Origin of the sequence: Bacillus sp. RCC_6_1 (genome assembly GCF_041360755.1) — a bacterium.
In the GTDB taxonomy this organism is placed as follows: Bacteria; Bacillota; Bacilli; order Bacillales; family Bacillaceae_G; genus Bacillus_A; species Bacillus_A cereus.
The window spans coordinates 21217-39932 of the sequence record NZ_JBFUPV010000006.1 but is presented as its reverse complement, the minus strand read 5'-3'; the positions used below and the strand labels follow the sequence as shown (position 1 = coordinate 39932).

Here is an 18716-nt window from a genome sequence, read left to right as displayed (position 1 = left end):
AACAATAGAATATGGAAGAATCTATTACGAATAGAAAGCCGTCCTAAAAGTATTCTAGGATGGTTCTTTTTGTTGTGAGGAGATAAAGAGTATGGAGAATAAACAGAGTAGAAATGAGTATGTAAGACGCATACATAAGGTTCAAGATTATATAGAATCAAACATAGACAGTTCATTATCCATTGAAGAGCTAGCTGATATAGCAGGATTTTCGAAGTATCATTTTCATCGGATTTTTAAAGGAATAGTTGATGAGCCATTATCTCGGTATGTGAATCGTTTGAAACTAGAAAGGGCAACACATCTACTTACATATCGCGCAGACATGACGATTACAGATATTGCGTATCACTTCGGATTCACAGATTCAGCAGTTTTTTCCCGAACATTTAAAAGTCATTACGGTGTAAGTCCGTCTCAATATCGAAACGATAATAGCAAGAATTGCAAAGACGTAAGGGGAATTCCTCAATACAATGAATGTAAGAAGGTTCGAGGAAATGTTGAAATTGTAACAGCGGACGATATAAACGTCGCATACATAAGACATACAGGTACATATGAAGAGTTAGCTATAGCTTTTCCAGAAATGATAGAAAAATTATTTCGTTACGCGGCGAAGAAAAACTATCATGTATTTGAGGATACGAAAGTATTAACCATTTACCACGATCATCATGAATTTACTGAGGACCATCATTTAAGAACAAGTCTATGTGTAACAATTTCAGATGAATCCACAGTAGAAACGAACGACGTTGGAATAATGGTAATACCTTCTGGAAAATATGCAGTAGGACATTTTGAAATATTCCAAGATGAATATAAAGGAGCATGGGATTTCTTATACGGTGAATGGCTGCCAAATAGCGGATATAAACCGAGAGACTCGTATCCTTTTGAAGTATATAGAAATAATCCAAAGCAGCATCCAAAGCATAAACATATAGTTGATATATATGTACCTATCGAACCTTTTTAATCATAGGTTAAAGGGGAAAGAATAATGAAAACTGCTGAAAAGTTAGATCAGATTATAAAAGAAGAATATGAAAATATGAATGGTATGTTAGTAGTGCGGAAAGGTAATGTTATTTTTGAAAAATATTATAACGATTACGGACAAAATGATACATTTCATGTAGCGTCAGTTACAAAAACGATAATCTCTGCGCTAATTGGAATATGTATAGATAAGGGCTATATAAAAAGTGTTGATCAAAAAGTAATAGAGTTTTTCCCTGAATATAAAGTAAAGTCATCTGAAGTAACAGTGCGACACCTACTTACAATGACAGCTCCATACCCTTTTGTAGACTGGCAGGAACCGTTAGAAGAATTATGTACACAACCAGACTGGGTACAGTATACACTTCATAGAATGGGGAACGGTGGAGAGATTGGAGCTTTTAAATATTCATCTGCAGGAGCGCATGTAGTATCAGCAATGATTACGAATGCAACAGGGAAAAGTGCACGTGAATTTGCGAATGAGTACTTATTTCAACCACTCGGCATGAGCGAAATTCCAAACTACAATATGAAAGCATTTGGATTCGATGACTTATTCGGAAAAGATGTGAAAGGATGGGTTCACGATCCAAACGGCATTTCGACGGGCGGCTGGGGACTAACGTTAACGGTTAGGGATATAGCTAAGTTTGGACAGCTGTATTTGAATGAAGGTATTCATAATGGAAAACAAATACTATCAAAATCATGGATAAAAGAATCAACAGAAATGAACCAAAATCAATATGGTTACTTATGGTGGTTACGAGAAGAAAATGGAATCTTTTCATACTGTGCTATGGGTGATGGTGGGAATATGATTTGTTGTATTCCAGAGAAGGAATTGGTGGTGGTGATGGCTTCTGAAGTTGTGCCAGAAACAAAGGATAGATGGAGATTAATCAAAGAGTATATACTTTTAAAAGAGTAATGGTGAACTTGTAGAAAAATTTAAACGCTCCCCGTAACTTTCCTCAATAAAAAATCGTTAAACATTAGGAAGGGTTATTAATCACGAATGGGGGAGAACCATGAAAATTCTAATTCTAGGCGGTACACGATTTTTAGGAAGAGCATTTGTAGATGAGGCTTTACAGAGAGGGCATGAAATTACGTTATTTAACCGAGGAACAAACAAAGAAATTTTTTCTAATGTGGAGCAGTTAACCGGTGACAGAAATAACGATGTATCAAGTTTAAAAAATCGAACGTGGGATGTTGTCATAGACACATGTGGATTTTCTCCACATCATATTAGGAATGTTGGAGAAGTGCTTAAAGATAATATTGAACACTATATATTCATCTCAAGCCTTTCCGTATATAAAGATTGGATTCCGCATGACATAAAAGAAGACTATATATTACAACCTGAACCGACGGAAGAGCAAATAAAGGCTGTAGAGAATGGTGAAATATCTCCTTATGAGCATTATGGTGCGCTGAAAGTATTATGCGAAAAAGAAGCAGAGAAGTATTGGCCGGGGCGTGTTTTACACGTAAGAGCAGGACTTCTTTCAGGAATGTTCGATTATACAGATCGACTTCCATACTGGATTCAGCGTGTAGCAAAAGGAGGTAACGTGTTAGTTCCAGGAAGAAAAAATCGTCCAGTGCAGATAGTTGATATAAAAGATGTCGCGAGATTTGGACTCAACATGGCAGAAAATAATAAAGCAGGTACATTCAATATAACAGGTCCGAATGATGAATTGACGATGGAAGAGCTATTAAATACGTGTAAAAAAGTTACGAATAGCGATGCTGAATTTGTTTGGGTAGACGAATCGTTTATGAGTGAACACAATGTGCAGCCTTGGACAGAAATGCCTTTGTGGATTCCAGAAACTTTCCCATTAGATGGTGGGACGAAGCCGTGGAGAGGCGGGTTTTCTATTTGTATCGAAAGTGCGGTTAATGAAGGGCTTACTTTTAGAAGAATAGACGAGACAGTTACAGATGTGTATGAGTGGATGGAGAGTACGGAAGAATGGGAATTAAAAGCAGGTATTTCAGGCGAGAGGGAGAAGGAATTGTTAGAAAGATGGTATCAATAAATTTAGCGGAGTTCTTTGAATATGCTTGATTGCACATAAGGAGGAAAAGGTGATGTGGAAAGACACCATTCACAGTATCTCATCAAATTTAAGCTTGAAAAACCCAGCTACGAAGGATGAACTTACTGATATACAAAAATGTTTACATGTGGAGTTACCGAATGATTTATATCAATTATTACAGGAAACAAACGGTATAGAAGGTGAATACGGTGACTTTATATGGTCTGCTTCAAAAATTAAAACTGAAAATATGAGTATGAGAAATATAGTTGATTTTAAGGATTTATACATGCCTTTTGACTGTTTATTATTTTTTGCTGATGGGGGAAATGGTGATTTGTTTGGCTATTCCATTTTGAATGGAAAAGTACAAAGAGATGATATATATGTATGGAACCATGAAAATGATAGTAGAACGTGGGTTGCTCCTTCTTTAAAGACTTTTATGGAGTGGTGGGAGAGTGGAAAGATGATAATTTAAATATAGTATCAAAAAAAGTGCCTTGTTACTAAAGAAACAAGGCACTTTTTCACGAATAATTAATCTACCACTCAATCGGTTCTTCTCCGTACATCTCCCATAGCTTAGGAAACATCTTTTTTAAACCTTCTTCATCGTCTTCATTCCAGTCAAATTCAAAATCTACATCGTCGAATTCTTCATTAGATAAGACATGGTAAAGTGTAAAGTAAGTATCATCTTCGTCACCAGTTTTTTCTGCATATACAGTGAAACCGAAATATAAAGAAAGTTCTTCTATTTCTGGGACGTCATACTCACTCAAATTTTCTAATACAGGAATTAATCGTTCTGGATCTTCAATACAAGCTTCGTATGTCTCTTTTCCTTGATATAATAACCATCCGCGGAAGTAATCGAAAGTATCATCTGAACAACCACCCATAATAATATAGGCTGCTGCCCATAAACGGGAGGTATAGGAATCTTTCAAAAGACGATGCATATGCGTATCAAAAGCTACAATTTCATGTACTGTACGTTTAGCAAGGTGGGAAGTAAGCCATTCTATTTGTTCTTCTTGGTCTTCACCTTTCGTTTTTGCACGATTAAGTAGTTCCCAAAATTCTTCTTCTGTTATCGTTTTTTCTTTTATGTAATCTTCCCCAGGCAACGGGTCTGTATATCCCTTTTTACGTTTGGAAGCAATTAGTTTGTTAGCTTCTTTCATACATTCTTCTTCTGTTTCAAACTCTTTCGCTTTCACACTGCCAGCTGTGCCGATTTTTCCGTAAAACACAACATAGTCTTTTTCTTTCACAACGATTTTCCAAAACTTATTTGATTTCTCAGTTTGCTGGATTAATAACGTTTCCATCCGTACCCCCATAATGTTTTCTAGTGTGCAATATGATTGTAACATATGTATATACACTTGTAACGATGAAAAGTAATGGTTCAGAAAATTAGGAAATGATTGAATGAAATGAATAAATTTAGTAACCTTATTTGTACAGCAATTACATAATTGTTTTGTAATAATTCAATATTTGTATAAGGGGGGCGTTAAGGTTGGATCTTACGTTTAAAGTAGAGGAAACATGTTTTAATTACCGCGTCGGAGCAATTTGTAAATTGGATAATAAAATACTTATTCTTCAAAACAAAGGGGAACATTATTGGTATGTACCAGGCGGAAGAGTGAAAATGCTAGAAAATAGTGAGGATGCGTTACAACGAGAACTTGCAGAAGAACTAGGTGTTCCTATTAAAGGGAAGAGATTAATATGGTCAGTAGAAAATTTCTTTACACTTTCTGAGCGAAAGTTTCATGAAATTAGTTTTTATTATGAAGTAGAGCTACATGAGTTACCTGCGAGTGGAGCGGATCAATATATTTTGGAAGAAGAGGGTAGAACGTATTTGTTTAGATGGGTGCCAGTAGAAGAACTGCATACATATAACTTACAGCCTGCATTTATAAAAGAGAAAGTAAAGGATGTATCAGTTCACACAGAACATATCGTATTACAAAAGTAAACGTATTCGGAGGAGAAAACGGTGAAGGGGACTAAAAAAGAGGTACATATAAATGACAAAGTAATTCGTTACACACATATCGAAAAAGGTTCTAGTACGGTTTGTTTTATGTTTTCAGGTTCAGGATACAATTATGATAAGCCATTATTTTATTACGCAACGATGTTAATGCTTGAACATAAAATAGATGTTGTACATATTCATTATTCTTATGATGGACAATTAATGAATAAACCAATGGAAGAAGTAACGAAAGTAATGATGGATGATATTAATCCTGTAATAAATGAAGTATTAAAAGATGAGCAATACAACGAGACTATGTTTTTAGGGAAGTCACTCGGAACAATTCCGATTGCAAATGATTTAATGAAGAGAGAAGAATTCGCGCAGTCAAAAATGATACTACTTACACCTTTACTGACGTTTGATACAATTTTTGATTCTATCTTACATAGTCGACACGAAGGGTTTTTAGTTATTGGGGATAAAGATCACCAATACAATGCAGATCAAATTGATCAGTTATATAAAACGAATTTACAGATTGAAGTTGTCAAAAATGCAAATCATTCTGTAAATGTTGGGGGATATGAAACGGAAAATTCAATTGAGGCTATAGCGAAAATAATAGGAAAACTTAAAGAAGTTGTTAGGACAAACTAACCTATTAATACATGCAAAAGAGGTGCGAATTGCACCTCTTTTACTTTAATAAGCCTTCAAAACATGAAGTAAATAATCCTTACGATTCAGCGGATTATAATCAACACGTTTTCGAGTAGGGAAGGGAGCCATAAGTTTTGTGAAACCAGCTGGCTTCGTTGTAAATATGCCTTCTCCTTCTGTAAATGAATGTAGTATTCGTTTGAAACTCTCTGTTTTCGCAACAGGTAATGATCCTGTTAACTGATAAGAATTGTTATTGAATATAGGCTCTGCAAAAGTTGCTGGAACGGCAGCGAGCTTATACATTGCGGTACTAATTGCTTGCTCCGGTACAGTTAATTCAAACGCATTAACTGGTTCATATACATATGTTGCAGCTTGTTTTAAAGCATCCATTAAAACGAGCGGTGTTAAGTTTCTAAAGTCACTCGCTGTTGTAACAGGACTAGCATAACCAGTATGTGTTAACGTGACGATAATATCTGTAACTTCCCACCCATATAATCCTTGTTTTAACGTTTGAAATACCGTATCTTCAATCGCTTTATGAAATGCTAAAGGTAGTGAGCCGAGCTCAACACCTAATTTATATGTTATACCGCAATTAAGTTCACCACGTTCAACTTTGAATCCGATTGTTGCGTAAAATGGATTCTCTTTTTCACCCATTACTTCAACAGAATTGCCTACGCCAATTGGTTTCTCGATACATACAACTCGCGTATTTGAAAAATTAACCTGCAAATTATATTTCTCATAAAGTGTTGTTGCAATTACTTCTTTTTGTACCTCACCGAAAAGGCGAATATATAGTTCATTATGAACATCGTCTTTCCAAACTTTAATGAGCGGATCTTCTTCACATAGTTCCATAAGAACAGCGTATAAATTATGAATTTGCTCTTTAGGTACCGCATCAATGGCAGCTTCCATTTGTGGTTCGGCAAAGTGAATATCTTTTATATAATCCGTACGTTCACCGATAATATCACCAATTTTAATATCATTCAGCCCCCACACTTTACAAAACTCACCGCTAGGAACGGTAGAAGTTTGAACGGTATCTCCATTATGAAATAGGCACATTTTTTTTATCTTTTCTTTATGGAATAGAGACTTACTGCGCTGTATATTAACATATTTTCTAACATGTAAGCTACCTGAAAAAACTCTTATATAAGCAACCTTTTCTCCAGAAGGTTCACGTTCAATTTTAAAAACAACACCGGATAATGGTTCCTCTTGTGCCGATGTAAGAGCTGGAATGAGAGCCGGAAGTTTTTCAAGAAGTTCTGTTACGCCCATACCAGTCATTGCTGAACCGAAAAAGATTGGATACACATTCGCTTGCTGTATTTGCTGTTCTAGTTTTTCTCTTAATAGTGCGTCCGGTATTATTTCGTTATTTACATATGATTCAAGTAACGATTCATTAAATGGTGCTAACAGTTCCATACAATCGTCATATGATTTGTATTCAATGATCCGGGCTTCTTTCGTTCCTTCGTTTAGAACAGAGTAGAAGGGGAATGCTTCATTTGAAAGAACCTCTTTTATTTGTTTCATAACTTTTTCAGTGTTTGCGCCACTACGATCAATTTTATTAACGAATAAAATAGTCGGTATGTTTAGTTTCTGTAATGTTCGCATTAAAATTTTTGTTTGTGCTTGCACACCTTCAACGGCAGAGATAACTAAAATCGCACCGTCTAGAACGCGGAATGATCGCTCCACTTCAGCGATAAAATCAGCGTGTCCAGGTGTATCAATGACATTTACTTTTACAGCATCAATAAAGAAAGAAACGACAGATGCTTTAATCGTAATTCCGCGTTGTCTTTCTAATTCCATTGAGTCAGTTTGTGTATTACCACTATCTACTCGGCCAATTTCTTTAATCACATTCGTTTCATAAAGAATACGCTCAGTCAAACTCGTCTTGCCAGCGTCTACGTGCGCGACAATCCCTATATTTATTGTTGTCATTTGTGAATATCCTCATTTCATTTTCCATTTTCAATTCCTCATTTCTATTTGTATATTGCCGCATTATCAATCACTCTCCAGTTCTTTAAATTAGTATTATTATAGTGCAATTAACATTATTTGTAACGCTACAAAGCGCCTTAATTTGGAAAAAATAAAATGAAAACAAAATGCTTGCATTCTAAATCGATATAGATTATATTAATTGACATATCAACTATTGATACATCAAATGTTTTTATTTTGATTGTAAAGGAGGGTTAATTTGACAAGTTCATGCTCAAAAGAAGCGATTATTTTATATAAATTACACTTTCTAAATAAAGAAGTAAGTTCGAAATTTGAAGGGTGTACGGGTATGAGCCAGTCTCGATTAGAGCTTATACTTCAGTTATATGAAGTAGGTGAAATTAGTCAAAAAGCACTTCAACAAGAAGTGAATATTGATAATGCTGCGATAACAAGGCATTTAAAGCAGCTTGAGGCCAATGAAATGATTGTAAGACGTAAAAATCCAGATGATAACAGAATTACGTTAGTTTCTCTTACTGAAGAGGGACGAAATAAAATTCAAGCATTTCAAGAGGAAAAAGAACGTTTTGCAGCATCTGCATTTAAAGGATTAAGTGAGGAAGAACGCGATAATCTTTTAAATATGTTAAATCACATTCAAGAAAATATAAAAGAATTATAAAAAAGGGAGAATACAACTATGACTAACTCAGTAAAAACAAATGATTTTAACGAAATTTTAACAGGACGTCGTTCAATTCGTAAGTACGACCCTTCAGTGAAAATTAGCAAAGAAGAAATGACAGAAATTCTTACACAAGCAACACTTGCACCATCTTCAGTAAACATGCAACCATGGAGATTCGTAGTGATTGAAAGTGACGAAGCGAAAGCAACACTTGCGCCACTTGCAAAATTCAATCAATCTCAAGTAGAAACATCTTCAGCAATGATCGCTTTATTTGGTGACTTAAACAACTTTGATAACGCAGAAGAAATTTATGGTACAGCAGTAGAGCGTGGACTTATGCCAGCAGAAGTAAAAGAAGATCAAATGAAAAAACTTTCAGCTTACTTCTCTATGGTTACACCAGAAGTAATGAAAGATACAGTATTAATTGACGGTGGTCTTGTAGCGATGCAATTTATGCTAGCAGCTCGTGCGCACGGTTATGACACTTGTCCAATTGGTGGATTTGAAAAAGACCAAATCGCAGAAGCGTTTGGACTAGATAAAGAACGCTACGTACCAGTAATGCTAATTTCAATCGGGAAAGCTGCTGACAGTGGTTACCAATCAGTACGTCTTCCAATTGACAAAGTTGCTGAGTGGAAGTAATCTAATTAGGTCATAGAAATATATGGAATATGAAAGGGGAAACACCATGATTATTATTCACGCAATATTTCAAGTAGACCCAGCAAAACAACAAGCATTTTTAGAAGAAATTCAGCCACTCATTCATGGTTCAAGAGAAGAAAGTGGAAATGTATCTTATGACTTATATAAAGATACAGAAAAAGAAAGTGTTTATACGATGGTAGAAGTATGGAAAGATGAAGCAGCAGTTGCGAGCCATAATACGAGTGAACACTTCACATCTTTCGTTAGTAAAGCAGCACAGTATTTAACTGCTCCATTAGATATAAAAGCTTATAATGGAGAGTTAGTGAAATAATAAGGTAGAAAAGATGACTTTAGCGTATAGCTGAGGTCATCTTTTTTGTATAAGTAGAACCTACTTTCGACACAGTTGTGTTGAAAGATAAGTATTGCTTTCATATTCAGTAATAGCAGTGAATTACGTGTTAAATTTGAACATTCGGTTTATTAGAATATTTTTCCATGTCATAATTTTCTTGAAAATACAAGGTAGAGGGGAGTAAGTAATGGGAGAATTTCAAAGTAATTTGCATACGGCAACGCAACTTGCAACGAAAATGAGAAATGCTTCAGATAGAATGCAAAGTGCTACTAGTCGCTCTATAAATAAGGCAACGCGTACGACACTATCTGTGAACTTCCAAGCACAAGAGGCAAATCAACAAAATTTACAGATCACGAAACAATTTTGTACTGCTTTTCAACAAACAATTGATAATATCCATTCCGTAGCAAATGAATTTGAGAAAATGGATACAGGACTTCAAAAGACTTTTCAATAATGTAACAACCTACGTAAAGGGGAAAAGGTAGGGAGAAAAGATGAGTCAAGAAATTGAAACGAGAATCAGTCAATGTAATCAAAAATTACGAATTATATTTGAAGAACAAAATGAAAACCGAATTGCGCTGCAAAATCAAGAACGAGCTGAGGTTAGTTTTCATGAATGGAAAAATAGAAGTAATCGTTTATTTAACCGAATACTAGAAACTTGGCACGGCGACAAAGAAGTGTTTCACCTTTTTACGAATATGCGGCAAGAAATCGGACAGTATGAAAGAAAACTTACATTCGAATTAGAAAATGAAAAAGAGACGTTGCTTAAAGAAAAACGGCATCTCAGTGAGAAAGAAAACGACCTTTCCTATGAACAGCAGCAACTACAAAGGGAGGCCAATACATGAGTTTAAACATGTATTTGGGAGAAGTACAAAGTCAAACTCAAAGTATGAACGCTATATGTAATGCTACGATTCAAAGTATGGAACAAGCCATTCAATCTATTGATGCATTTGCGATAGACACAGTATTACAAGGACAAACATACAGTAGTGCAAAAGCCTACCTTGTCCAAACATTTCGGCCATTAGCGCAAGGAATCATATGCTTATGTGAAGAATTAATTCGCCAAAATGAAGCATTTCCAAATGAGTTCCAAGCGAAAGTTGCTTCGACAGATGTGATTGAACAAGAAATAAGAGAACAAATAAGGGGAATTAATCAATCGATTACAAGTATAGAAGCAATAGAAGTACTTACACCAATGCCCGGAGTAGGTGCAATTGTAACGGTATTAGGTGCAATGAGAAAAAAACTGGAAGAAAAACTAGAGCATTTATATGAATTCAATCATTCATCCAGCAACAACTACAGCACCGCTCTCCAATTAGCAGCTAGCATCACAGCCGGACTCGCTGAAGTGCAAAGTGGGAAAGGATTTAGTCCTGTGAGTGGTACGTTTAGTACACAAGGGTTGAATATGGATTGGGTGAGTTCGATTCAGGGGATTATAGAAGAAACAGCTCGAAAAAATGATCAGTCAATTAAAGATATAGAAACAAATAACATAATTGAGAAGAAATCTCCGGTTAGAAATGCTTGGGACGATGCGACAGACAGTATAGTTGGCACGTTTGAAACAGCGAAAAAGATGTGGGAAGCTATTCAAAGAGGATCGGGGAAAGCTATTGGTGATGAAATCGAGTCCGCAATAGCTTTAAGTAATATGGACATAGGAACTTTTATTAATGTAACCTATGCACTTTTCCATTTGGATGAAACTGCAAAAAATATGTGGCATGCATTTTCAAATAAAATAAAACGAGATATGATAGAGGGAGATGCAGAGAGTCGTACAGAATTGACTACCTATGGATTAACACAAATAGCTACCACAATATTAGGCGATAGGGCACTAAATAAAGTAGGCCATATCACAAAAGGAGCAAAAGCATCAAGTGGAGTAAGTACATTTGCTAACGCAGTAAAACTAGCAAAAGAATTGCAGCCTACGCTTGAAATGTTACAATCATTTAAGAGAGAGGCTTCCTATGCATTCTCTAGTGTTGGTGGAACTATCATAACCAAAATACCACAAGGTGAATTGATAGAAGCTTATTATAAGTTTGCGAAGTCTAAAGATGGTGGTAAGGGTAAACCTAGCAGTAACAAAAACACAACTGTAGATAATTTTGATGCAAAAACAGCTACCAATAAGCAAAAAGGGAATTATGGTGAAATAAAATCTAGTGACAATTTATTGAATAATCAAAGTTTAAAAGAAGCTGGATTTGATTTAAAGCCAGTCGGAAAAAGTACACCATCAGGCATAAATGATAAAATAGTAAAAGGGATTGATGGATTATACGAAAATGCAAATGCAGAATCAAAGATCAAATATGTTATTGATGAAGCTAAATTTGGCAGTTCACAATTAGGAAAAACTAAAGATGGACGACAAATGTCTAATGATTGGTTGAATGGTGCGAAGACCAAAAAAAGTAGAATATTTAAAGCTGTTGATGGAGATAAGAAATTGGCAGATAAGATTAAAAGAGCGCTGGAAAGAAATCAAGTAGAAAGAGTACTATCACAAGTCGATAGTACCGGAAAAGTAAAAACATATAGATTAGATGCAAAGGGAAATATTATTGGAGAATGGCCATAATTTAGAAGCTAGGAGGAATCAAATAGAATGAGAGATTATTTAATTATAGAAGAAAAATGTAGAGAAGGAATTGAATATAATAAAGAGTTTATTCAAGAAAATAAAGAGGATATTAAAAGTTTAGAAGAAGATGAGAAAAAGGGAATTCAAAGATATTCTAAGGATAATAATAGTATTATAGAAGGAACCTACTTATCAAGCTTTAATTATGAGTTAGAGGATATTATTGCAAAATATTCCCTAGGAGAAGCTATCCATACAATAGAAGGAGATTTTGACAACGCTCTTATTGATTTGGGGCATATAGGGGAAAGAGAAGTTGGATATTTAAATCTAATTTGGATGATATCTCTAGGAATTTTATTAGAGACGGAGAAAAAGAATCTTGTAAGTTTAGCTAAGCTAGTTGAGAAAGAAAATATGAACGATGCAGTAATTGATTTCCTCTTATGCGCTAGTGATATCGGATACACAAAAGTGACGAATAGATATTATAAAGAAAATCCATATGCAAAAACGGGAGAGATTATAGAACTTGCACAAATAGATAAAAAAGAAGCATCTAAAAGATTACAAACGTACATGGAGAAAGAATGGTTTAAAGGCCATTATGATTATGAATGGAAAAATGCGCATAAAGAACCTGGATATGTAGGATATTGGAGCTTTGAGACAGCTGCAATAGTAAAGATACTCGAACTTGATGATACAAGTTTAAAAGATAATAATCATTATCCATATGATTTGGCACATTATAAAAATGAAATGAAATTTAAGCATATAGACCTAAGTGAATATCACTATGAAGATGAGACAGAAGAAATCGAGGATATAGTAGAAGGAATTGAACATAATCCTGCATTGGAAAATATTATTCCGCCAAAATGGCATTCATTGGTCAATGAATTGATTCATGACTATGAGAATATGGAGGATAGTAGTTTTTATGAAAAATACAAAAAAACGATAGGAATAGGTCAAGTGTGGTTCTTATCACAAGAGTATGAAGAAGAAAATGAGCAAAAAAATCTATTAGGAAGTTTAATTGTGTTTGCCCTGACGGTAAGAGATTATATATTACAACTGGACTATAAAGAAGATTTAGAAGACTACATTGATAATCTTAAAAATTTCTGGAATGGATCAGAAACAAAGTTAATTCAATTTATTTTAGAGAATGATCAAAATTATTATGCATGGGTACCAAAAGAAGTAAATATCCCAAATATGTATGAAGTGAAGATAGAGAGTGTCGATGTAGAGGAAGTTCTATAATAAGCAAATTAAAACATTGTGTATCATGAGTAACGTTGAAAAACTAATTTATACGGAATTTAATGAATTAAGAGGTTAAAAATAGTGGTAGTTTGGAGAATCCAACTGCCACTATTTTTGTGTTTACGAATGGTTCTGTAAATTAAGTAGAGTATTTCAGAGTATATATATTATGTAGGAGAAGTAAATAAGTTAAAGGCGCTAAATAAAATCGGTCATATCGCAAAGACATCAAGTGGAATAAGTACAATTGCTAATGCAGTAAAACTAGCAAAAGAATTGAAGCCTACGCTTGAAATGTTACAATCATTTAAGAGAGAGGCTTCCTATGCATTCTCTAGTATTGGTGGAACTATCGTAACCAAAATACCTCAAGGCGAATTAATAGAAGCTTATTATAAGTTTGCGGAGTCTAAAGATGGTAAGACTTCAGAACCATACGATATAGTACCGTATAGGCCAAGCAATTCACCATTAGAAAATCATCATGGAGTTATGGATGTATGGGCTAAACATAATGTCCCTGATTATGTTAGTAGAGGGGCGAATACTCCAACTATAGCTTTAACTAAAGAGCAACACAATGCTACTAAAGCTGTTTATAGACAATGGCTCTTTGAAAAAACAGGGAAAAAGGTTGGAGGTAAAGTAGATTGGAAATCTGTTTCACCAAAAGAAATACAAGAATTGACGGAAAAAATGTTTGATGCTGCGAATGTACCACGTTTAGCTAGACAAGAGTATTATAGGGCCTTTAATCAATATAATTTTAGGGAGTAATTTAGATGGAAAATATTAATCAGTTGATTAAAAAAGTAAAATCATTACCTAATTGTCGAGTTCAGGAGCCTACAGAATTACCGATAATTGATAAGAATAAGCATATGCTACCAGGTGATTTAAAAGAATTTTATAGTCTTTGTGGTGGTCTAACTTTATTTGAAAATGAGGAATATCCTATTCATATTGTTACCCCAGAGGAGTTTATTTTGGCTAATCCCGTAATTGTAGGAGAGTTATGTGAAGAAGATATTTCATCAAATTGGTATATTATATGCAATGATGGTAAGGATGAATATTTAACAATAGATCTTAGTGAAGAAAGACTAGGTAGATGTTATGATAGTTTCTTTGATCGACATGGAATAGTTGGGGAGTCGCAAATTATCGCAACTTCATTCACTGACTTACTTGAAAAACTTATTAAGAATAATGGACAATATTGGTATTGGCTAAAGAGTGAATTTGAATCACTTGGAGATGCTTATGATGATCAAGAGTGAAAAAGAGAGCCTTTAAGTGGGATAAGAAAGTGAAAGAGTTTTTGAAAGTATGTACTCTATGATGGTTGTACCATCATGGAGTACTATGTGCAATGATAGAATAAGAAAACGAGGTACGAGCTTTGGCGAGATGACATTTTACTGGGTGCTGAATATAAACACATGGAATATATATTAAACTAACGAACTCGTACAAACTCGTAAGTTTTAACGTAGTAGTTGGCACGACATAGAAAAGGTAGTTGGAATGGAGAAAATCCAATTGAAGGTCGAGAATATTATGTCGAGTTAGAAATAGGAAATACAGTAGTGTGGGGAGAAGAGTTTTAATATTAGAAATATTATTGGTGTTTATAGCGAAAGTCTATATAAGGCAAGTTGAGGAATGTAGATTGAGTGAGCAAATTCAATAGAAGTGGAGAACATTTATTTGAAAACAATAATCAAAAATATAGGTAATAAAAATATAAAAGCTAAAGTAGAAGAACCTTTAATTTTTCATGTAGAAACACTATTTAATTTATTATCTAAAGTAGAAGATAAATTAATAGATGGATTTTCAATACAAATTGGATGGTCTGTTTATAGTTTATATAAGTATGAAGAGTATTATCAAATTATTACCCGGGATTATACTAAAAATCCTTTTAAAGATAAGACGGAAGACTTAACGATTGCATTATGGGTACAACTTGAGCAATCACATTGCTTACGCCGATTAAATATGGAGGGGGAATTAATAAAATTTAATGATAAGATTGTGATAGCGAAAGACGTGTTGCAACAAGAAGAGTTTTATTTACAAAGATCTAGTGGTTGTGATGAAGATGATTCGGGTTGGTATATAGGTCCTATCAATGAAGAAGTATCAGGAGAATTAGAGACCATATACGCCTACGAATTATTAAAAATGAAACCTGCAATTATTCAAGTACTAGCTTTACCTTATAATTATTTAGTAGTTTTTGAGAAAGACGAAATTAAATCGATTTTAAATGAAAGTGATATTGATATTTGGAGTGAAATAGAAAGATAGTGAATGTATATAAGGTGTTAAATACCCAATATGAAAATTACGTGAGTTAAGCACCTCATTGTCAATATACGACAATAGGTGCTTTTTGCGTACAATGAAGAAAAAATAAAAGATTCATTTTCACTATATTTCATCTTTGAAATAAATGTTATAATTTGGAAAAATATATTCTTGATTTTTAGAAAATTAAAAGGTGGTAGATTACTATATGAGTACATTAAAGAAAATTACTAACAATATTTCGAAAGTTATTATAGGAAAAGATGAATCGATTGAACTGGCAGCTATAGCTCTTATAGCAAAAGGGCACATTTTATTAGAAGATGTACCTGGGACAGGAAAAACAACATTAGCGAAAAGTTTGGCTAAAAGTGTGGACGCTAAATTTCAAAGAATACAATTTACAGCGGATACTTTGCCTGGAGATGTTATTGGTCTTGAATATTTTCATGTAAAGGAATCGGATTTTAAAACAAGGTTAGGACCCATTTTTGCAAATATCGTATTAGTGGATGAAATTAATCGAGCTGTACCGAGAACACAATCTTCGTTACTTGAGGTTATGGAAGAGCGTACTGTTACAATTGCGAAACAGACACATTCATTACCAGAACCTTTTTTAGTTATAGCAACGCAAAATCCACTCGAATCAGCGGGCACATTTCCGTTACCAGATGCTCAGTTAGACCGGTTTTTACTCACAATACGCCAAGGTTATCCTACGAGAGAAGCTGAAAAGGAAATGATGAATCGGTTTCAAATGAATGATCCATTAGAAACGTTACATTCTATTATTTCAAGTGAAGAAATTATTACGATGCAAAAGCGTGCAAGAGAAGTGTTAGTAGGGAATGATGTGCAAGATTATCTCCTTGAAATTATTGAAGCAACTCGTAACCATGAGTTAATTGAAATTGGTGTAAGCCCTCGGGGAACGTTGGCATTTATGAGAGCAATTCAAGCACGGGCAATATTAAATGAAAGAGATTACTGTACACCAGATGATATTAAGACGCTCGCTGCATCAGTTTGTGCTCATCGTTTAACGTTAACGATTGAGGGAGAGATGAAAACGACGAAAGAACAAATTATGAAAGAAATTCTTCATACGATTAGTGTGCCAGTGGAGAATGTACGATGAATCAACAGCTTGTGTATACACCTTTAGCGGAGCCTTTCGTAATGGGGGTTATGTCAGTTGTAGCCGTTATTTTAAGTGTATTTTCAAGTAATCTACTGTTTTTATCTCTCGTATTTTTATATGTAATTTTAATAGGTGCTATGCATGTATATATACGTAAAGTATCTCGTGTTGAATGGGAATACAGTCAAGGGAATTCGAATGTTTTTATAGGTGAAACGAATATGTGCAAAATGAAAATTTCAAACAAGTCGATATTTCCTATTCTTAATATCGTATTTCGATTTAAATGTGAAAATAAGCTAACTTGGAATCATGATGAAATAAACAAAAATCATAGTACAGGTTCAAATTATTATATGAATTTTAATTTAAAAGGAAGGGAGTCAGTTTCATTTGATTTGCAAGCTGTAGCGTTAAAAAGAGGCATCGCGAAATGGGAAGAAGTTGAAATTGTTATTACTGATCTCTTTGGATTTATAACGAACCATATAACATATAAACAAGTTGATACGCCCTCTTATTTAGTCTTACCAGCTGTTCCGAAAATACAAGTTCCTGAATTACAAGAATGGTCACGAGGATTTCGAAAAGCGATGTCTTCACCCTTATATGATGAAACGAAAGTAATGGGAGTAAAGTCTTATGAAAATGAAGATTTTCGTTCCATCCACTGGAGTGCAACAGCGAAAACAGGGACGCTAACTGCGAAAAAGTATGAGCGAACACAATGTGATAAATACGCGATTTATCTCAACTTGCAAAATAAAAGTGGTGTTTCTTTGCGAAATGATATAGAGGAACTAATTGAATTAACAGCAGGTATATGCAAACAACTTCTTATGCAAAACTGTTCGTTTGAAGTATGGATCAATAGTGTAAAAGATAACGGTTTGCTACATATAAAAAATGGGGATAATCGGAAACATTTGCAAAATGTATTAAAGGTACTTGCCTCGATATCAGACCAAGATACGCCTATATCTTCTTCTTACTTTTACACAGCAGGCTTTCGTCGAAAGGAACTGGATGCGGTTCCTTTAATTATTGGTACTTCACCAAAGAAATACAGTAGAACGAATAAATGGATTGTAATGAAAGAATAAGAAGGGGCTTATGTCATGGTGAATAAGAAGCGGCATATGAAAGTGAAGTTATGGAGTGTAAGAACTTTAATCATACTTTTCTTTGCGATTAGTGCGATAACGTTATCACAAGGTGTTGTGTATGTACAGGACATAGTAAAAGAGCGTTTTTTCAGTAAGACTAAGACAATATCGGAAAGAAATTATGACTTTACTAGTATAGGTGAAAATTTCGATGATTCCAAAATAGATGAAGATGAATATGAAGAAGTAGAAGATACAGGTATAAGAACGAAAACGGGTAAAAAATTTCAACCTTTCGAAAGAGAAAGTCTATGGAGTGACGTGCTTTCTGTTCTTTCAAATATATGGATTACTATAGCTTTTTATGTGATAATTGCAATATCAATTATATATGCCATCTACAAGTATATTAGGAAAAAATTGACGAAAACAGAAATAGTACAGGAGAAAGAATTGATTACAAAGCAAACTGCGGTAAGAAGCATAAAGAATGAAAAAGTCATTCATCAGTTAGAACAGCCGTTACCGACAGATAAGATAAGAAAAACGTTAGTTGAATGGGAAAGAACATTACCATTTCATGAACAGAGAAGGTCCTATGAAACGATGCAACAATGGTTAAAAAGAATTTGTAGAACAAGGGATATTATCTCGTTATATGAGTCTGTTCGTTATGGTGAAAAGACGTATACGGATTTAGATGTGGAAGAAATAATGAAGTGGGTAGAGGGAGATGGGAAGGTGGATACATAAATATTCACCTTTTCTTTTTTATATGGAAATTTGATTAACATGAATTATTT

At 34.3% G+C, this 18716-nt stretch carries 20 protein-coding genes and 1 pseudogene; 19 read left to right on the top strand and 2 right to left on the bottom strand.

The window, feature by feature from the left end; genetic code table 11:
* Positions 1-91 precede the first annotated feature (91 nt).
* The 4 genes from AB6801_RS18230 (at position 92) to AB6801_RS18215 (ending at position 3552) form a co-directional block, all read left to right on the top strand.
* A complete protein-coding gene (locus AB6801_RS18230) occupies positions 92-982 on the top strand; it encodes an AraC family transcriptional regulator (RefSeq protein ID WP_000428666.1) in 891 nt (296 codons plus the stop codon).
* 24 nt (positions 983-1006) lie between these two features.
* Complete coding sequence (locus AB6801_RS18225) at positions 1007-1942, top strand: serine hydrolase domain-containing protein (RefSeq protein ID WP_000844660.1); 936 nt, start codon at positions 1007-1009, stop codon at positions 1940-1942.
* A gap of 100 nt (positions 1943-2042) precedes the next feature.
* The gene (locus AB6801_RS18220; protein ID WP_097999642.1) at positions 2043-3068 is read left to right on the top strand and encodes an SDR family oxidoreductase; all 1026 of its coding nucleotides are present in this window, start codon (positions 2043-2045) and stop codon (positions 3066-3068) included.
* 52 nt (positions 3069-3120) lie between these two features.
* The gene (locus tag AB6801_RS18215; RefSeq protein WP_000265342.1) at positions 3121-3552 is read left to right on the top strand and encodes an SMI1/KNR4 family protein; all 432 of its coding nucleotides are present in this window, start codon (positions 3121-3123) and stop codon (positions 3550-3552) included.
* Between the two features lie 64 nt (positions 3553-3616).
* Here AB6801_RS18215 and AB6801_RS18210 read toward each other — a convergent pair whose 3' ends face one another.
* On the bottom strand, positions 3617-4408 hold the full coding sequence (locus AB6801_RS18210; RefSeq protein ID WP_000449110.1) for a DUF4240 domain-containing protein: 792 nt from the start codon (positions 4406-4408) through the stop codon (positions 3617-3619).
* Between the two features lie 194 nt (positions 4409-4602).
* Here AB6801_RS18210 and AB6801_RS18205 point away from each other — a divergent pair, with 194 nt between their 5' ends.
* Together AB6801_RS18205 and AB6801_RS18200 are read left to right on the top strand one after the other, a co-directional pair.
* Entirely contained in the window at positions 4603-5070 is a 468-nt protein-coding gene (locus tag AB6801_RS18205) for an NUDIX hydrolase (protein ID WP_000366240.1), read from the top strand.
* Between the two features lie 21 nt (positions 5071-5091).
* On the top strand, positions 5092-5736 hold the full coding sequence (locus AB6801_RS18200; protein WP_000679153.1) for a hypothetical protein: 645 nt from the start codon (positions 5092-5094) through the stop codon (positions 5734-5736).
* Positions 5737-5781: 45 nt separating this feature from the next.
* Here AB6801_RS18200 and AB6801_RS18195 read toward each other — a convergent pair whose 3' ends face one another.
* The gene (locus AB6801_RS18195; protein ID WP_097999643.1) at positions 5782-7725 is read right to left on the bottom strand and encodes an elongation factor G; all 1944 of its coding nucleotides are present in this window, start codon (positions 7723-7725) and stop codon (positions 5782-5784) included.
* 265 nt (positions 7726-7990) lie between these two features.
* Between AB6801_RS18195 and AB6801_RS18190 the strand changes: the two genes are divergently transcribed.
* From AB6801_RS18190 to AB6801_RS18130, 13 genes and pseudogenes are all read left to right on the top strand, one after another.
* Positions 7991-8419: a MarR family winged helix-turn-helix transcriptional regulator gene (locus tag AB6801_RS18190; RefSeq protein ID WP_000204172.1), complete on the top strand. Its 429-nt coding sequence runs from the start codon at positions 7991-7993 to the stop codon at positions 8417-8419.
* Positions 8420-8437: 18 nt separating this feature from the next.
* Positions 8438-9076, top strand: a complete 639-nt coding sequence (locus tag AB6801_RS18185; RefSeq protein ID WP_030026226.1) for a nitroreductase family protein — start codon at positions 8438-8440, stop codon at positions 9074-9076.
* Positions 9077-9122: 46 nt separating this feature from the next.
* Positions 9123-9416 carry a putative quinol monooxygenase gene (locus tag AB6801_RS18180; RefSeq protein ID WP_058839139.1) on the top strand — a complete coding sequence of 98 codons (294 nt, stop codon included), beginning with the start codon at positions 9123-9125 and terminating at the stop codon, positions 9414-9416.
* A 211-nt stretch (positions 9417-9627) separates the two neighbouring features.
* Positions 9628-9903, top strand: a complete 276-nt coding sequence (locus tag AB6801_RS18175) for a TIGR04197 family type VII secretion effector (RefSeq protein WP_000503641.1) — start codon at positions 9628-9630, stop codon at positions 9901-9903.
* 40 nt (positions 9904-9943) lie between these two features.
* On the top strand, positions 9944-10306 hold the full coding sequence (locus AB6801_RS18170; RefSeq protein ID WP_000076595.1) for a DUF3958 family protein: 363 nt from the start codon (positions 9944-9946) through the stop codon (positions 10304-10306).
* Positions 10303-12069: a T7SS effector LXG polymorphic toxin gene (locus tag AB6801_RS18165; protein ID WP_097999644.1), complete on the top strand. Its 1767-nt coding sequence runs from the start codon at positions 10303-10305 to the stop codon at positions 12067-12069. Before AB6801_RS18170 ends, AB6801_RS18165 begins: the two co-directional genes overlap by 4 nt.
* 27 nt (positions 12070-12096) lie before the next feature.
* Positions 12097-13344: a PoNi-like cognate immunity protein gene (locus AB6801_RS18160; RefSeq protein ID WP_097999645.1), complete on the top strand. Its 1248-nt coding sequence runs from the start codon at positions 12097-12099 to the stop codon at positions 13342-13344.
* Between the two features lie 420 nt (positions 13345-13764).
* Positions 13765-14124: pseudogene (locus tag AB6801_RS18155) on the top strand (sugar-binding protein); the annotation flags it as partial.
* A gap of 5 nt (positions 14125-14129) precedes the next feature.
* Entirely contained in the window at positions 14130-14627 is a 498-nt protein-coding gene (locus tag AB6801_RS18150; RefSeq protein ID WP_000427919.1) for an SMI1/KNR4 family protein, read from the top strand.
* Between the two features lie 430 nt (positions 14628-15057).
* Positions 15058-15663 carry an immunity protein Imm33 domain-containing protein gene (locus AB6801_RS18145; protein ID WP_000848821.1) on the top strand — a complete coding sequence of 202 codons (606 nt, stop codon included), beginning with the start codon at positions 15058-15060 and terminating at the stop codon, positions 15661-15663.
* Between the two features lie 208 nt (positions 15664-15871).
* Positions 15872-16804 (top strand): AAA family ATPase, encoded by a 933-nt coding sequence (locus AB6801_RS18140; RefSeq protein WP_087947759.1) that lies wholly within the window; start codon positions 15872-15874, stop codon positions 16802-16804.
* A complete protein-coding gene (locus AB6801_RS18135; RefSeq protein ID WP_001075946.1) occupies positions 16801-17910 on the top strand; it encodes a DUF58 domain-containing protein in 1110 nt (369 codons plus the stop codon). The genes AB6801_RS18140 and AB6801_RS18135 overlap by 4 nt, the downstream gene beginning before the upstream one ends.
* Before the next feature lie 15 nt (positions 17911-17925).
* Positions 17926-18666 (top strand): hypothetical protein, encoded by a 741-nt coding sequence (locus AB6801_RS18130; protein WP_000247507.1) that lies wholly within the window; start codon positions 17926-17928, stop codon positions 18664-18666.
* Positions 18667-18716: the final 50 nt, after the last annotated feature.

Excerpts from the sequence above, each read along its gene's own strand:
- AB6801_RS18210 (WP_000449110.1), bottom strand. The coding sequence starts at position 4,408 with ATGGAAACGTTATTAATCCAGCAAACTGAGAAATCAAATAAGTTTTGG.
- AB6801_RS18135 (WP_001075946.1), top strand. The coding sequence starts at position 16,801 with ATGAATCAACAGCTTGTGTATACACCTTTAGCGGAGCCTTTCGTAATG.
- AB6801_RS18165 (WP_097999644.1), top strand. The coding sequence starts at position 10,303 with ATGAGTTTAAACATGTATTTGGGAGAAGTACAAAGTCAAACTCAAAGT.
- AB6801_RS18175 (WP_000503641.1), top strand. The coding sequence starts at position 9,628 with ATGGGAGAATTTCAAAGTAATTTGCATACGGCAACGCAACTTGCAACG.
- AB6801_RS18170 (WP_000076595.1), top strand. The coding sequence starts at position 9,944 with ATGAGTCAAGAAATTGAAACGAGAATCAGTCAATGTAATCAAAAATTA.
- AB6801_RS18160 (WP_097999645.1), top strand. The coding sequence starts at position 12,097 with ATGAGAGATTATTTAATTATAGAAGAAAAATGTAGAGAAGGAATTGAA.
- AB6801_RS18225 (WP_000844660.1), top strand. The coding sequence starts at position 1,007 with ATGAAAACTGCTGAAAAGTTAGATCAGATTATAAAAGAAGAATATGAA.
- AB6801_RS18185 (WP_030026226.1), top strand. The coding sequence starts at position 8,438 with ATGACTAACTCAGTAAAAACAAATGATTTTAACGAAATTTTAACAGGA.
- AB6801_RS18215 (WP_000265342.1), top strand. The coding sequence starts at position 3,121 with ATGTGGAAAGACACCATTCACAGTATCTCATCAAATTTAAGCTTGAAA.
- AB6801_RS18230 (WP_000428666.1), top strand. The coding sequence starts at position 92 with ATGGAGAATAAACAGAGTAGAAATGAGTATGTAAGACGCATACATAAG.
- AB6801_RS18195 (WP_097999643.1), bottom strand. The coding sequence starts at position 7,725 with ATGACAACAATAAATATAGGGATTGTCGCGCACGTAGACGCTGGCAAG.
- AB6801_RS18140 (WP_087947759.1), top strand. The coding sequence starts at position 15,872 with ATGAGTACATTAAAGAAAATTACTAACAATATTTCGAAAGTTATTATA.
- AB6801_RS18150 (WP_000427919.1), top strand. The coding sequence starts at position 14,130 with ATGGAAAATATTAATCAGTTGATTAAAAAAGTAAAATCATTACCTAAT.
- AB6801_RS18220 (WP_097999642.1), top strand. The coding sequence starts at position 2,043 with ATGAAAATTCTAATTCTAGGCGGTACACGATTTTTAGGAAGAGCATTT.
- AB6801_RS18180 (WP_058839139.1), top strand. The coding sequence starts at position 9,123 with ATGATTATTATTCACGCAATATTTCAAGTAGACCCAGCAAAACAACAA.
- AB6801_RS18130 (WP_000247507.1), top strand. The coding sequence starts at position 17,926 with ATGGTGAATAAGAAGCGGCATATGAAAGTGAAGTTATGGAGTGTAAGA.